Here is a 14762-nt window from a genome sequence, read left to right as displayed (position 1 = left end):
CTCTCGCTCGCTGTTGTGGCGACTCTCCACGGCACGCATGTCTTGGAATCTGACGACACCTCGCAATTCGTCGGAATTCTCCCCTCTCCTCGCCCCACTCGCGGGCATTGGCCTTGCTGATGTTCAGTCGATCGTGGAGCCGGTCTTGCTCAAACATGAGGTGCAGCATGGCGACTGAAACAACCAAACAACAGTCACAAACCATTACGTTGAGTGTGATCAAGGCGGACATCGGCGGGTGGGTCGGCCATTCATCCATCCATCCGGCACTGATTGACGGGGCGAAGGAGAAACTGGAGACGGCGAAGGCCGGCGGCTTGCTGGTGGACTATGCGGTGTCGGCCTGCGGCGATGATTTGCAACTGATCATGACACATCGCCGGGGGGTGGACCACGAGGGGGTACATCGATTGGCCTGGGAGACGTTCGAAGCCGGAACGCAGACAGCCAAGGACCTCCATCTGTATGGCGCCGGACAGGATCTGCTGGCGGATGCCTTCAGCGGAAACGTTCGCGGGCAGGGGCCGGGCGTGGCGGAGATGGAGTTTGTTGAGCGGAAATCGGAACCGGTACTGATCTTCATGGCGGACAAGACCTCGGCGGGAGCTTGGAACCTGCCGTTGTACAAGATGTTCGCCGATCCCTTTACGACCGCCGGTTTGGTCATTGCGCCTACCTTGCACCAAGGGTTTCGCTTCGAGGTTCACGACATCCATGAGCACAAGAAGATCACCTTTGATTGTCCGGAAGATCTGTACGACATGCTGATGTTTATCGGCTCGCCGGGGCGGTATACCGTCAAGCAGGTATTCGCCCGCGCGGGCAGGGAGATCGCGGCCGTGTCGTCCACGGAAAAACTCTCGTTGATCGCGGGCAAGTATGTCGGCAAGGACGATCCCGTGATGATCGTGCGGGCCCAGCAGAATTTTCCGGCGGTCGGGGAGGTGATGGAACCGTTCCGGTATCCTTGGATCATCGAAGGCTGGATGCGCGGCTCGCACTATGGCCCCTTGATGCCGGTGTCGCTCAGGCAAGCGACGCCGACCAGGTTCGACGGTCCGCCCCGTGTGGCCTGCGCGGGATTCCAGCTTGCGGATGGGCGGCTGATCGGTCCTCGTGATATGTTCGACGACCCCTCCTACGACGAGGCGCGCCGGGATGCGAACCGCATCGCGGATGTGCTGCGGCTGCATGGCCCGTTCGAGCCGCATCGCCTGCCGTTGGACGAGATGGAGTACACGACCATGCCGCAGCTCATGAAAAAGTTGGCAGACCGGTGGACGAAGCTGTAAGTGCGGCGTCAGGAGCGATCTTTGGGTTGATCCGCTCAGGCAAGTATGGGAGGATTACGTGCATTATGGCTTTCCGGGTACCGATGGCAACGACAGTGGCTGAGCGAGAGGCTCAGCAGAGGGAGAGGTGCCGATGCCGACAACGACGCAGTTCGTGGTGAGTGGACAGAGCAAACCTGGTGTGCTGGCTGAGGTCGCGGCCGTCCTTGGCGCAGCAGGGGTCAACATCAAGGCTTTTTCCGCGCCGGAAGTCACCGGTCCGGGCAAACTGCGGTTGATCGTGGCCGATGTGGATACGGCGCGTGTTGCGCTCCGGAAGGCCAAGATCAAATTCCGGGAGGAGACGGCGTTGATCCTCAGTCTGGAAAACAAACCCGGTGCCCTCAAACAGGTGGCCGATTCATTGACCAGGGCCCGCATCAACGTGAAATGCGGGTATTGCACTCCCTCGCGGGAAGGCAAACGGGCGATCGTCGTGCTCACCGTCTCGAACACCACCAAAGCGCTCGGCGTGCTCCGCACCCAGTCTCTCGACGAATTTTGACCAACCTCGTCATGGGGGAGAAGAGGACAGTTCCAAGACGCCTTCTTCTTCCCCTTGTTTTCTTGCTCCTCTCAGTCTGGTTCAGCGGCTGCTCCAGCTGGAGTCCCTCCCGGCCGTCGTACCCGCCTGGATACCCCGTGGGGTTCGTCGAGCGGGGGAGTGCCTCATGGTATGGTCCCGGTTTTCACGGCAACCGCACGGCGAATGGAGAAGTCTACGATATGCATCAATTCACCGCCGCCCATCGGACTTTGCCGCTGGGATCAGTGGCACTCGTGCGTTCCCTGACGAATGGGCGGCACGTCACGGTGCGGATCAACGATCGTGGGCCGTTCGTGAGGGGGCGGATTCTGGACCTTTCTCTGGCTGGTGCCCAGGCCATGGGAATGGTGGGGCGTGGCACCGATGAGGTGGAACTGCGGGTCGTGGACTATCAGGGGAACAATGGCCTGCCTGGCGTGTTGCGGGTCCAAGTGGGAGCCTTCGCCGACCCAACCAACGCGAGGGTGTTGCTGCAACGCTTACAGGATGCCTATCCCGGCTCGAAGATGGTCGCCGTCGACTTGCCGGTGGGGCGCCGGTATCGGGTCTATGCCGGTCGGTTCCAAACGGAGGCCGCCGCAGAACGAGCATCAGCCAGGCTGAAGGCAGCGCTGGACAGCGAGGCCTTCGTCATCCGCGATGAAGAGACGGACTGAGTCTCTGGAGGACAGCCTCAGAAGTTTCCCGGGAACGCTTGATGCGTCTTTCGGCCTATGCTAATTGTAGTACCCGATGGATGATAGTGGCCCGAGAGGACCGTATCAGGTCATCTTCTCACGACCTCCGGCAAGCCCTGCCGTTTGGACCAGCCAGTATGGTCCGGCGAGGGGTTCCACCTGCCACGACCGCACCCTCATTCCACACCCTAATTATCGATAGGTCTTATGGACATTATTGTTTTGACGTTTCTCGTGCTTTTGTCGGCAGTGATTTCCGTCGTCGAGGTGGGGTTTTACTCCGTCAACGACACCAAGCTCCGGACCTTGGCCGATACCGGCAGCAAGCGGGCCGAGATGGCCTTGCACCTCCGCACCGATCCCCAGCGGTTGCTCCTCACCATCTTGGTGGCTGATCGGTTGGTCGATACCGCGACCGCCTCGCTGGCCACGATCATCGCCCTCAATCGATTCGGCGGTCAGGGGTTGGAAGGGGTGTTGGGTGAAGCCTTTGCCGTCCTGGTCGGTATCCTCACCTTTGTCCTGTTGGTCTTTGCGGACCTCGTGCCCAAGACCTTAGCCGCGAAGTATTCGGTGCCGGTCGTCCTGAACATGGCCTATCCCGCCTATGCGGCGCAACAACTGCTCAAGCCGATCATGTTTTTTGTCGTGCCGCTGATTTATAAGCTGACCGGAGGCAAGGGGCTCAACGTCCCCTTCGTGACCGAGGAAGAACTCAAGATCATGCTGGAGGAAAGCGGCAAGAGCGGCGTGATCGAGGCGCAGGAAGTGAAAATGATCAAGAACGTCTTCCAGCTCAAGGACATCACGGCGGAAGACTGCATGACGCCGCGTATCTACATGTTCTCGCTGGACTGCAGCCAGCCCCTCCGAGAAGCGAAGGAACTCCTGTTCAAGTCGAAGTATTCGCGCATTCCGCTGTACGAAGGCACCTTGGACAACATCATCGGCATTCTCTACAAGACCAAGGCGTTGACGGCATTGGCCCAGGGGCATACCGAGATGAAGCTGCGCGACATCGCCATCCCGGCGCTCTTCGTGCCGCACACGAAATCGGCCGACGACCTCATGAAGCAGTTCCAATTGGACAAGCGCCATATGGCGATCGTGGTGAACGAATTCGGCGGGGTCATGGGCCTCGTGACGCTCGAAGACCTCTTGGAAGAAGTGGTCGGCGAGATTGTCGACGAAACCGACATCACGGAAGAGCTGATCAAGCGCATCGGGAAAAATCAAATCCTAGTTCACGGGCGGACCGAAGTCCGGAAGGTCAACGATTTCCTCAAGGTCGACCTCGGTGACGACGCGGTGACCATCAGCGGTCTCATCCAGCATGAACTGGGCAGGATTCCGAAGGTGGGAGAGGAAGTGCACATCGCGAACTGCCGCCTCGTGATTCACGAGGCCGATCCGCGCGTGATCAAGAGCGTGAACATCTTCAAGGAAGACAAACACCCCGCCGCGCATGACGCCGTCGCCGACGAGCCGGTGCATGTCACCCACGGGTCAGGAGATCGGTAAACTCCGCCTCCGTGAGAATGGCGACCCCCAGCTTGTGGGCCTGATCGAGCTTGGATCCGGGATCCGTCCCGACTACGACGTAGGCCGTCTTCTTGCTGACGCTTGACGAGACCTGCCCGCCGCGCGCCTCCACTACCTGTTTGGCCTCATCACGGCTGTAGCCTGTCAGGCCCCCCGTGAACACGAAGGTCTTCCCTGCGAACGAAGCCGATGGGGCTGCCGCTGCTGCGGACGGAGGGGCGATCGTGAGGCCTCGCTCGATCAGACGATCGATCACCTCGCGATTGCGCGCCTCTGCGAAAAAAGAGGCCAGGCTGGAAGAGATTTCCGGTCCGATCTCGCGAACCTGAAGGAACTCCTCTTCGGTCGCGGCCATGAGCGAGGTCAGGCGGCCGAAGTGTTTCGCCAGCACCCGCGCGATGTGTTGCCCCACCTGCCGGATGCCAAGCCCCATCAGCAACCGCTCCAGCGTGGCCTGCTTGCTCCGCTTGATGGAGTCGAGCAACAGGGTCGCAGAGCGGTCGGCAAAACCATCCAACGTGAGCAACTGTTCTTTCGTGAGACTGAAGAGATCAGCCAGGTTGCGCACCAACCCGCGATCTACCAGCTGCGCCACGGTCTTTTTTCCCAGCCCATCGATGTTCATCGCGCTCTTGGATGCGAAGTGTTCGATGGCGCCCTTCAACTGCGCGCCGCAGACGGTTTGGCCGGTGCAGTAGAAATAGGCACCCTCGCGTGCGACGGCGGAGCCGCAGATCGGGCAGGTGGTGGGCATCTGAAACGGGGCCTGACGTGTCTCGCCCGGCACAGGGACCCGTTCCGCAATAGCGGGGATGACGTCGCCGGCTCGTTCGACCTTCACATGGTCTCCGACACGCACGTCCTTGCGGGCGACTTCATCGGCGTTATGCAGGGTGGCCCGGCTGATCGTGACCCCTCCGACCTCGACCGGCTTCAAGAGCGCGAGCGGCGTCAGGGTGCCGGTGCGGCCCACCGACACGGCAATATCCTGGATGATCGTGATTTCCTTTCGGGGCGCAAACTTGTAGGCGATGGCCCAACGGGGGCTGCGTGATTTGCTGCCGAGCTGTTGTTGCCAGTCGCGCCGGTCCAGTTTGACCACGATGCCGTCGATCTCGTACGGCAGGGACTCCCGCTTGGCGTCGGTGTCTCGGTGGAAGACCAGCACCTCCTCGATGGAGCGGCAGTGCCGCCGATGCTGTGGTACGGGAAGACCCCAGGCGGCCAGGGCTTCCAACTCCTCCCAGTGGGTCTGCGGGTGTGAACCCGACAGGGCCATGATGTCATAACAGGTGACGGTGAGGGGCCGCGCAGCGGTGATACGACTGTCCAGTTGCCGCAAGGAGCCTGCCGCGGCGTTCCGGGGATTGGCGAAGGCTTCTTCGCCCCGCTCCGTCATCCGGCGATTCAAAGCTTGGAATTCGTCTAAGCGCATGTATACTTCGCCGCGCACGACCAATCGATCCGGCGGCTTCGGATGGGTCTGCAACTGCAGGGGAAGCGACCGAATCGTCCGGAGGTTGATCGTGACGTCTTCGCCGACCAGCCCGTCGCCCCTGGTGGCTCCCCGCAGGAACCTGCCTTCTTCATAGACCAACTCCACCGAAAGGCCGTCGAATTTGGGTTCGGTCGTGTAGGCGACCTGCTCCGTTTCCAATTCCCGTTTCATGCGGGCGTCGAAGGCCAAGACCTCGGCTTCTTCCATGATCGAGTCGAGGCTGAGCATCGGCTTTTCGTGCGGGACCTTCGTCAGTTCGTCGAGCGGCGGTGCGCCCACCCGCTGGGTCGGCGAATCGGGGGTAATCAGGTCGGGATGGGCGGCCTCCAGGTCTTGGAGTTCGCGAAAGAGGCGATCATAGGCGGCATCGGAGATCTCAGGACGATCCTTCGTGTAGTACAGATCATCATGCCGGCGAATTTCTTTCCGGAGGTCGTCGATCCGTCGTCGAACATCAGGGTGGCTCATCCCGTCTACTCACGAATGAATTGGGCGGCGAAGCTGCGGATCTCGTGCCCGTTCAGGACGTGGAACCGCCGCAGGCGATCGATCAGTTGGCCAGAAAATCGGCTCAAGGGGAGCGGGACGATGCGGCGGCCGAAATGAGTGGCAATGCGGCGCCAGGCTGCCCGAGGCGGAACCGGCGTGACCAGCGCGAGGTGGGCCTCGCGAGAATGCACGGCGCCGGCGGCGATCAGCCGTTCCTCGAGCGTCTTGGCAAAGCCAAGCGCCTCGTCGTGCCAGATGTCTGGGATGGGGCGCGGAGGAAACATGAAGAGGGCCCCTCCGTATCGTGACTGTCCGATGCCCGGCGCGATCATGTGGTTCAAGAACGATGTTGCATAGAAGCAGAGGGTGGATTCCTGCGCATGTTCCGCGTACCAGGTGGCTTGCCAGCTATAGGTGTCTGGATCGGCGGGCGTATCGAACAAGAAAATGACCGTATCGACGTTGCCCCGCGCCGGCGGAATTTCCCGCACATAGATCTCCGGGTTCCGCGAGCGCCGCGGCTGATGGCGTGTGTACCAGTGGCGGAGGGTCTCGCGCAGATCGATGCCGTCCTTGATCGAGGTGGTGAACTTTTCGACCTTGGCCAAATCCGACCCGATGATGGCCTTGGCCTGTTCGCGGACGTGGGTGTGGAAGCTTTCGATCTTGCTGTCTTCCGGAGGCCACGAACATTGGCGGTGCGGATTCCATAAATAGGACCAGCGTCGGCTGACCTGTTTCGGCGGCTGCGGGCGCAGCGCCAACGAACGCCAGACCAACGGAGTCCCCTGGAGCCGGTTGGTGGCGGATACGACCTCGTCGGTCGGGAGCGCCAGCCGGTCGAGACCGGCGGAGACGTGGGGGAGATACGAAGGCCCGTCCTCCTGATATCCATAGGTTTTGGCGATGTCCAGCAGGTGGATGGCGAAATCATCTCCGGCCATCTGTTTGGCGGCCAGCACCAACGTGTAGAGATCGGGCGTGAGGCGGCGGTCCAATAAAGCGTGGTTACGCACGTACTGCAGGTATTGCTGGAGCAGGTGGGGTGTCACCCAGGTGGGCACCGATTTCCCGTCTGCATCGTGTGCGGCTTGCCAACGGCTTCGAGCGGCCAACAGCAGTTCCTTGATCCCATCGATCGACAGGTGGCGATCCGAGTGGAGCGTGGCGCGGCGGCGTTCGTAGAGTTCGGTGATGAACGGCAGTTCACCCAAGACAAAATAGAGCGTCGACGGCTCGACGAGGTATCGTTCGGGACGATCCGCCGTCGAGACGGGAATCTGATATTCCGCCCGCTGTTGATAGGCCTGGCGAATCCAGGGCCAGTCGGCCAGGTGACAGAGGCAACAGATGGAGTCGTATTCCAACTCCAGCTGGTGAAGTTGGAACGCCATCCAGGCGATGCGTGCCGCTTGCTGCGATCCTTCGGGCGGTGGATTCAGGATCGGCACCATGGCGGCGACATAGGCCGCATAGGGCAGGCGCTTCAGCGCATAGGCGTCGGGCGACAGAAAGGGGAGGGGCTGGAATGGCACGACCTCACGATCGATATAGGCGCGCGGGATGCCTTCACCCATCGCGACCCGGATGCCCATGATGACCGGTTGACACGGATCGACCGGCACGTAGTTCACAGCGGTGCCGCCATCCGATCGAGATTCCTGCTGCACAATCACACTGATGGTCGGCAGGTCGGCGACGGCTTCTTCGAGCGGTCGCTCGAAAGACGGTGGGAGCGGCACCGCCAGACAATCGACCGGGCGGCTGATCAACCGCTCCCGCACTTCCTGCGCGATGTCTCCGCTCCCGTGGAGGATGGGGAACAGGTCGAGGCGCGGCGAGAGGCGAAAGATGGAATTGGGGCGTGATGCGGGCGCTGCCATCATCGGCCGGGGTGCAGAGGGTCGTCGCTCTCAAAAAAGAAATCACCAAGCCCTTGCGGGAGGGGCCGATCACCCAGGGCGCGTTGCCGGCGACGAGACTGCGCCGGGAGGTCGAGGGCTTCCTCGCCCAAGACCTTGATCAGGGCTTCCTGCCAGGCGGCGTCGGCGGCCAGGGGATGGGCCGGATCCTGCGCGCGACGTTTGAGGGCATACTGCAACAGATGAATGCCGTCCCGCACGGAATAGTCGAGGCTGAGCTGATGGGCCTCCTGCAGAAACTCGACGGTCAAGGCCAACATCTCGGCCGGCGCAAAGGGCAGGTGGTAACGCAGAATCGCGAGCTCGTCATCCCTCGTGGGGAAGCCCATGCCCAAGGTCGGCTGCAAGCGAGAGAGGATGTAATCCGGCACCTCGTAGGTTGAGGCGTCTTCGTTCATGGTGACGCAACAGCGGAAATTCTCGTGGGCCTGGATGAGGATGCCCGCCACGATCGACTCGACACAACGCCGATGGTCGAGGAGCGAGGCTAAGGAGGCCCAGCTCTTTTCATTCATGCGATTGCCTTCGTCGAGCACGCAAATGCTGCCGGTGAGGACGGCCGTCACGAGGGGCGAGGCGTGGTACGTAATGCTGCCGGATTCGGCCAGCACCGGCGTCACCAGCAGGTCTTCGGGACGGGTATCCGCCGTGCATTGAAACACGTAGAGGTCCTGCTTGCGCTCGCGGGCGCCGGCCATGGCCAGGGTCGTTTTCCCGATTCCCGGCTGGCCGGTGATCCGCGGAGAGAGCGGCAGGTCGCGTTCGTCGATGACGAGCCAGCAGGCGAGCAATTGTTTGAGAATCTCCCGGTTGCCGATCCAGTCCTGCGTCATCGTCATCGGTTGGGCCAGATGCAGGGTGACGCCTTGGACGGTGACGGTGCGAGCATCCGCCCGCTGGGAATGGGTCGACATGGTATTTCGCGTGGGTGATTGGATAGAATGCGCTGTCGAGTCGGTGTTTCGGAAACCGTAGCACAGGGTCGGGGAAGGGGTCAAACGTGAAGCGGCCCATTTCACTTTGACTTTCGCTGCCTTGGACCGTATCCTTACGGCTTTCTCTGGCCGCGTTTCGTGGCCTTCATGAAGGAGCGATGTGATGAACCAGTCGAATGCACGAACGGGGCGTAGGTGGGTGTGGGTCGGCCTGGTGCTGATGGGGAGCCTGACCACGACCGGCTGCGTCATGTCGGAAAAATACGAGGCCGAAAAGGCCCGTAGTTTGAACTTTCAGCGGCTCCTGGCGCAGGAAGAAAAACGGAGTGCCGAGCTCGATAGTGAAGTGAAACGGACGAAGCGTGAACTCTCGGAGTATGAAGCGCGCAACCGTGAACTGAGCGCGCAGGTCGAAGCCGTACGGCAGCAGGCCGCCCAAATCCAAGAAGAGGCGCAGGCCATGAAGGAGGCCGCTCTCTTGGAAAAGAAGGCCCAGGAGGATATGAAGCGGTTGACCACCATTCCCTCCAAAGCCAAGAAGGCCGCCGCGGCGGTGAAGTCGGATTTCGCCGCGGCCGTCGATCAGGCGCTGAAAAACGATGTCGCCGCAGAATTGAAGGCCGAGGGGAGCAGAGATGTGCTGGGCCGTGAGCAGAGCGCGCTGGATGCGTTCGACGCCCCGGCGTCGTCCGAGGTCGCCATGACCCACACGGTTCGGGCCGGCGAAACGTTGTATCGCATCGGACAGAAGTACCATGTCGGGGTCGATAAGTTGCGGAAATGGAACAACTTGACGAAAGACACCATCGAGGTCGGACAGAAATTGATCGTCAGCCAGCCCTAGCCCATCGGTCGTGACGTGATGCGCAGACCACAGTACTCCCTGACACTCGACGAATTTCGCGCCAGGGCAGCGGACGGCAACGTGATTCCGCTGTACCGGGAGATTTTGGCGGATTTTGAAACCCCCGTGTCGGCGTTCGCCAAGATCGACCACGGCCCGACGGCCTACCTCCTGGAAAGCGTGGAGGGTGGGGAGAATTGGGCGCGCTATTCGTTCCTGGGCAGCGGCTCGTCTGCCGTGATCCACGAGGAAGAGGGCGACCTCGTGCTGACTCGTGGGAAGAAGCGGATTCGGATTCAGAGTCGTGGCAATCCATTGGAGCGGCTGCGCGAACTGATGGACGAGTATCGTCCCGTGACGGTGCCGGGATTGCCTCGCTTCGTCGGTGGAGCCGTCGGCTATTTCAGCTACGACATGGTCCGAACGTTCGAAGACCTGCCGGCATTGCGCAAAGACAGCGTCGGCATGCCGGAGTTCGCCTTCCTGCTCACGGACACATTGCTCATCTTCGACAATGTGTCGCAGAAGATCAAAGTCGTTGCCAACGCGTACGTGGAATCGACCAAGGAACGGGCGATCCGCGAGGCCTACTGCCATGCCACCGCGCGAATCGAGCAGATGATCGCCCGGTTGAAGCGACCGCTGCGGCAGTTGCGGCAGACCCGTCGCCGGAAACCGATCACCTTCACGCCCAACATGAACCGGGCGGACTATGAAAAGATGGTGATACGAACGAAGGAATATATCCGGGCCGGCGACATCGTCCAGGCCGTGCTGTCGCAGCGGTGGGAAACGCAGATCCATACCACGCCCTTTCAGCTCTACCGTGCCCTGCGGGTCATCAATCCCTCGCCCTACATGTATTACCTGCGGGTGGCGGGCGTGGAGCTGGTCGGGTCTTCGCCGGAAACCCTCGTGCGCTGCGAAGAGGGACAGATTTCGCTCCGGCCCATCGCCGGCACGCGGAGGCGCGGGCACACGCCGGAGGAAGACCAGGACCTTGGGCGGCGCCTGCTGGCGGATGAAAAGGAACGGGCCGAACATGTGATGTTGGTGGACCTGGGACGTAACGACGTCGGGCGAGTGGCCGCCAGGGGGTCGGTGAAGGTGGAGTCCCTCATGCAGGTGGAACGCTACTCCCATGTCATGCACATCGTCTCGCAAGTGACCGGGCAGTTGGATAAGGGACAATCGGTCTACGACGTGTTGCGCGCCTGCTTCCCTGCCGGGACCGTCTCCGGCGCGCCGAAGATCAGGGCGATGGAGATTATCGAGGAGTTGGAGCCGACCAGGCGCGGCCCCTACGCGGGCGCCGTCGGGTACTTCAGCTTCTCGGGCAACATGGATATGTGCATCAACATCCGGACCGTGGTGATGAAGGGGCGTCGGGCCTACATTCAGGCCGGCGCGGGGATCGTCGCCGATTCGGTGCCCGAACATGAATATGAAGAAACCTGCAACAAGGCGCGGGCGATGATGAAGGCGATCGAACTGGCCGAGCAGGGTTTGGAGTGAGGGCGTGAACCGCTCGGGTGCCGTACAGACGGCGGGCGATGGGTGTCTGTCATGTTGCTGATGATCGATAATTACGACTCCTTCACCTATAACCTCGTGCAGTATTTCGGCGAGCTGGGGGAAGAGGTCGTGGTCTACCGGAACGACAAGATCACCATCGCCGAGATCGAAGCGCTGAAGCCGCGACGGTTGGTCATTTCGCCGGGACCCTGTACGCCCAAGGAGGCGGGTATCTCGGTGGACGCCATCCGCCATTTCGGAGGCAAATTACCGTTGCTGGGTGTGTGCCTGGGACACCAGTCCCTGGCGGTCGCCTTCGGCGGCGAAGTCATTCGTGCGGAGCGCTTGATGCACGGCAAAACATCGATGGTCCGCCACGACGGCCGTACGATTTTTCGGAATCTGCCCAATCCATTCGAGGCAACCCGCTACCACTCCTTGATCGTCAACCGCAAGAATCTGCCCCCCTGCTTCGAGATCAGCGCCGAGACTGCCGAGGGAGAGATCATGGGGATGCGCCATAGAACCTTGGGAATCGAGGGGGTGCAATTCCACCCGGAATCGATCCTCACCACCGCCGGCAAGGAGTTGCTTCGGAACTTCCTGAAGTTGTAACCCGCAACCGCAGGACCTGCCGGTGGGCGGCGACGCACCCATGATCAAAGATGCCATCAGTAAAGTGGCCGAACGGATCGACCTGACGGAACAGGAAGCGGAAGCCGTCATGGGCGAAATCATGGATGGAGCCGCAACCCAGGCCCAGATCGCCGGATACTTGATGGGGCTGCGGATGAAAGGCGAAACCGTCGAGGAAATCGCCGGATCGGTGCGCGCCATGCGGGCACGGGCGACGAAGCTGACCGTCGCAGACACCCAGGTCGTGGACACCTGCGGCACCGGGGGCGATCGCGCCCATACGTTCAACATTTCAACCACCGCCGCCTTCGTGGTGGCAGGAGCCGGCTTGACGGTGGCCAAACACGGCAACCGGTCGGTCTCATCCAAGTCGGGGAGCGCCGACGTGCTGGCCGCGCTTGGCGTGACGATCGACCTCTCGCCCGATCTCGTGGCGGATTGTATCAACGAGGTGGGGATCGGATTTCTGTTCGCGCCGCTGTACCACAGCGCCATGAAACAGTGCGCCGGGCCGCGGCAAGAACTGGGCGTCCGAACGCTGCTGAATATCCTGGGGCCTTTGACGAACCCGGCCTCCGCTCGCCTGCAGGTGGTGGGCGTGTTCGATGCGGCGCTCACCGAGTTGCTCGCCAAGGTGTTGGTGCATCTCGGGTCGCAACATTGCTTCGTCGTCCACGGTATGGACGGGTTGGATGAAATCACGGTGACGGATCGTTCGCGGGTGTCGGAAGGCAAGGCGGGGGTGGTCTCCACCTATATGGTCGATCCGTCGACCTTTGGGGTGGCCAGGGTGAGACCCAAGGAATTGCTCGGGGGAAATGCCGAGGACAATGCGATGATCACCCGCGATATCCTGCGGGGCTGCAAGGGACCAAAGCGCGATATCGTCTGCCTGAATGCGGCTCCGGCGTTGGTAGCCGGTCGGAAGGCGAAGACGCTGCAGGAAGGGTTTCACCTGGCGGAGCGGACGATCGACACCGGCGCCGCCATGGACAAGTTGGACAAATTGATCGCCTACAGCAAAAAGGCAGAGCAACATCGTGATTCTGGATCGTATTCTCGAGCATAAGAAGGCCGAGATCCGCCACAAAAGCAGCCGCGGGTACTTGGCCGAACTCAAGAACCGGATCCGCGACGCCGGGCCCACCTTGGGATTCGCCGTGACGCTGGACGCGATGCGCCGGCCCGAACGTCCGGCGTTGATCGCGGAGGTCAAAAAGGCTTCGCCCAGTTTGGGATTATTGCGACCGGAGTTCGAACAGCGGTTCGAGCCCGTGGCGATCGCGGGAGCCTATCGCGAGCATGGCGCCTCGGCGCTGTCCGTGTTGACGGACAAGGACTTTTTCCAGGGGAGCCTGGATTATCTGGCTGCGGTCAAACAGCAGGTCGGCCTCCCCGCGCTGAACAAGGAGTTCATGGTCGCGGACATTCAGTTCTACGAGGCGCGGGCTTACGGCGCCGATGCGGTACTCCTCATCGTGGCCGGGCTGGAGAAACAGCAACTGATCGACTTTTTCGCCTTGGCGAAGGAGTTGTCGCTGGACGTGCTGGTGGAGACGCACCATGAACGTGAAGTGGACATCGTGCTGGAATGGTTACCCGATGTCCGGCTGATCGGGATCAACAATCGGGACCTGAAGACGTTTTCCACCGATCTCGGCGTCACCGCTCGACTGGTGAAACGCATTCCCGCGGACAAGCTGGTCGTCAGCGAAAGCGGCATCCACAAACGGGGCGACGTAGAGCGATTGGTCGAGGCGGGAGTCCATGCCATGCTGATCGGCGAATCGCTGATCCGCGCGCAGGACATCGGGGCAAAGATTCGTGAGTTGCTGGGCGATAAGCCCAAGAAGGAGAGTCGATGAAATCCCTGCTGGTGTCGGGCATCGTGGCCGCCGTGCTGACGGTATCCGGCTGCGTCAACCAGGAGATCCATGAATTTTCCCCCATGTGGGACGCCTGGATGGGCAGCACCAAAGACGAGCGTATCAAGGAGATGGGGATCCCGACGAAATGTCACTCCTTCAAGGACGGCAGCGAAGTCTGTGAGTGGTCGATTCCGCAGCAGGATGGACGGCAGGATGTGATCGGACTCACGTTCAACGGGAAGGGCCAAGCCTGCCAGTGGTCCTATCGCGGCTTCTACGGCATGCAAAAAAGCAAGACGAGTTGCTGACCCCATGGCGGTGAAGGTCAAAATCTGCGGCCTGACCAATCTGGAAGATGCGGCGGTGGCGGTGGAGGCCGGTGCCGATGCGGTCGGTTTCGTGTTCCACAAAAAGAGCCCGCGTTGCGCGGAGCCGCAGATGGTGAAGGCCATCGTCCAGACGTTGCCGCCGTTCGTCCTGCCCGTCGGGGTCTTCGTCAACGAAGAGGTCAAGGTCGTGCGCGATCTGATGGACGGCTGCGGGCTGGCCTTGGCCCAGCTCCATGGGGATGAACCGGCGACGTATTGCGAGGCGCTCGGTCGGCCGATCATCAAGGCCATTCGCTTGCGGGATCGGGGGTCGTTTCTCGCGCTGGCGGAATTTCAGGGACGGGCCGGGGTGCGGGGGTTTCTTGTGGATGCCTATTCGCCGGCGGCCTACGGGGGAACGGGACAAGTCGCCGATTGGTCGCTGGCGGCTGAAGCGGCCACGGCGGCCTCCATTGTGCTGGCCGGAGGACTCACGCCGGAGAATGTGGAGGAGGCGATCCGGCTGGTGAGACCCTATGGCGTCGATGTCAGCAGCGGCGTCGAGGTCGGTCCGGGCATGAAGGACCACGCGAAGGTGCGAGCCTTCGTGCAAGCTGTCCGGCTTGTCTCCGTCTAGTTGCGCTGTCTAT

General features: G+C 61.5%; 14 protein-coding genes. 11 read left to right on the top strand and 3 right to left on the bottom strand.

Going from position 1 to position 14762, the window contains the following annotated elements:
• Nucleotides 1-167: 167 nt before the first annotated feature.
• The 4 genes from HRU82_01855 (at nt 168) to HRU82_01840 (ending at nt 4076) form a co-directional block, all read left to right on the top strand.
• Nucleotides 168-1292: a fructose 1,6-bisphosphatase gene (locus HRU82_01855; protein ID QOJ33766.1), complete on the top strand. Its 1125-nt coding sequence runs from the start codon at nt 168-170 to the stop codon at nt 1290-1292.
• A gap of 133 nt (nt 1293-1425) precedes the next feature.
• Nucleotides 1426-1836, top strand: coding sequence for an ACT domain-containing protein (locus HRU82_01850; protein QOJ33765.1), 411 nt, complete (start codon nt 1426-1428; stop codon nt 1834-1836).
• Nucleotides 1722-2534, top strand: a complete 813-nt coding sequence (locus HRU82_01845; GenBank protein ID QOJ33764.1) for a septal ring lytic transglycosylase RlpA family protein — start codon at nt 1722-1724, stop codon at nt 2532-2534. The genes HRU82_01850 and HRU82_01845 overlap by 115 nt, the downstream gene beginning before the upstream one ends.
• Nucleotides 2535-2762: 228 nt before the next feature.
• On the top strand, nt 2763-4076 hold the full coding sequence (locus HRU82_01840; protein QOJ33763.1) for an HlyC/CorC family transporter: 1314 nt from the start codon (nt 2763-2765) through the stop codon (nt 4074-4076).
• Here the strand turns inward: HRU82_01840 and ligA are convergent.
• From ligA to HRU82_01825, 3 genes are read right to left on the bottom strand one after another with little or no spacing between them, the layout of a single operon-like run.
• Complete coding sequence (gene ligA, locus HRU82_01835; protein ID QOJ33762.1) at nt 4051-6063, bottom strand: NAD-dependent DNA ligase LigA; 2013 nt, start codon at nt 6061-6063, stop codon at nt 4051-4053. The two genes, HRU82_01840 and ligA, sit on opposite strands and share 26 nt — an antisense overlap.
• Nucleotides 6064-6068: 5 nt before the next feature.
• Complete coding sequence (locus HRU82_01830; GenBank protein ID QOJ37079.1) at nt 6069-7967, bottom strand: hypothetical protein; 1899 nt, start codon at nt 7965-7967, stop codon at nt 6069-6071.
• A complete protein-coding gene (locus tag HRU82_01825) occupies nt 7967-8920 on the bottom strand; it encodes an AAA family ATPase (protein ID QOJ33761.1) in 954 nt (317 codons plus the stop codon). The genes HRU82_01830 and HRU82_01825 overlap by 1 nt, the downstream gene beginning before the upstream one ends.
• 184 nt (nt 8921-9104) lie before the next feature.
• Here HRU82_01825 and HRU82_01820 point away from each other — a divergent pair, with 184 nt between their 5' ends.
• Genes HRU82_01820 through HRU82_01790 form a run of 7 tightly spaced genes read left to right on the top strand, consistent with a single transcriptional unit; the run spans nt 9105 to nt 14749 of the window.
• Nucleotides 9105-9785, top strand: coding sequence for a LysM peptidoglycan-binding domain-containing protein (locus tag HRU82_01820; protein QOJ33760.1), 681 nt, complete (start codon nt 9105-9107; stop codon nt 9783-9785).
• Between the two features lie 18 nt (nt 9786-9803).
• Nucleotides 9804-11300 (top strand): anthranilate synthase component I, encoded by a 1497-nt coding sequence (trpE, locus tag HRU82_01815; GenBank protein ID QOJ33759.1) that lies wholly within the window; start codon nt 9804-9806, stop codon nt 11298-11300.
• A 51-nt stretch (nt 11301-11351) separates the two neighbouring features.
• Nucleotides 11352-11915 carry an aminodeoxychorismate/anthranilate synthase component II gene (gene pabA / locus HRU82_01810; GenBank protein QOJ33758.1) on the top strand — a complete coding sequence of 188 codons (564 nt, stop codon included), beginning with the start codon at nt 11352-11354 and terminating at the stop codon, nt 11913-11915.
• Nucleotides 11916-11955: 40 nt separating this feature from the next.
• Nucleotides 11956-13005 (top strand): anthranilate phosphoribosyltransferase, encoded by a 1050-nt coding sequence (gene trpD / locus HRU82_01805; protein QOJ37078.1) that lies wholly within the window; start codon nt 11956-11958, stop codon nt 13003-13005.
• On the top strand, nt 12977-13801 hold the full coding sequence (gene trpC / locus HRU82_01800) for an indole-3-glycerol phosphate synthase TrpC (GenBank protein ID QOJ33757.1): 825 nt from the start codon (nt 12977-12979) through the stop codon (nt 13799-13801). Before trpD ends, trpC begins: the two co-directional genes overlap by 29 nt.
• The gene (locus HRU82_01795) at nt 13798-14112 is read left to right on the top strand and encodes a hypothetical protein (protein QOJ33756.1); all 315 of its coding nucleotides are present in this window, start codon (nt 13798-13800) and stop codon (nt 14110-14112) included. The genes trpC and HRU82_01795 overlap by 4 nt, the downstream gene beginning before the upstream one ends.
• Nucleotides 14113-14116: 4 nt before the next feature.
• Complete coding sequence (locus HRU82_01790) at nt 14117-14749, top strand: phosphoribosylanthranilate isomerase (GenBank protein ID QOJ33755.1); 633 nt, start codon at nt 14117-14119, stop codon at nt 14747-14749.
• Nucleotides 14750-14762: the final 13 nt, after the last annotated feature.

The sequence above is a fragment of the Nitrospira sp. genome (assembly GCA_015709715.1).
Taxonomy (GTDB): Bacteria; Nitrospirota; Nitrospiria; order Nitrospirales; family Nitrospiraceae; genus Nitrospira_A.
This window is presented reverse-complemented; position numbering and strand designations above follow the sequence as displayed.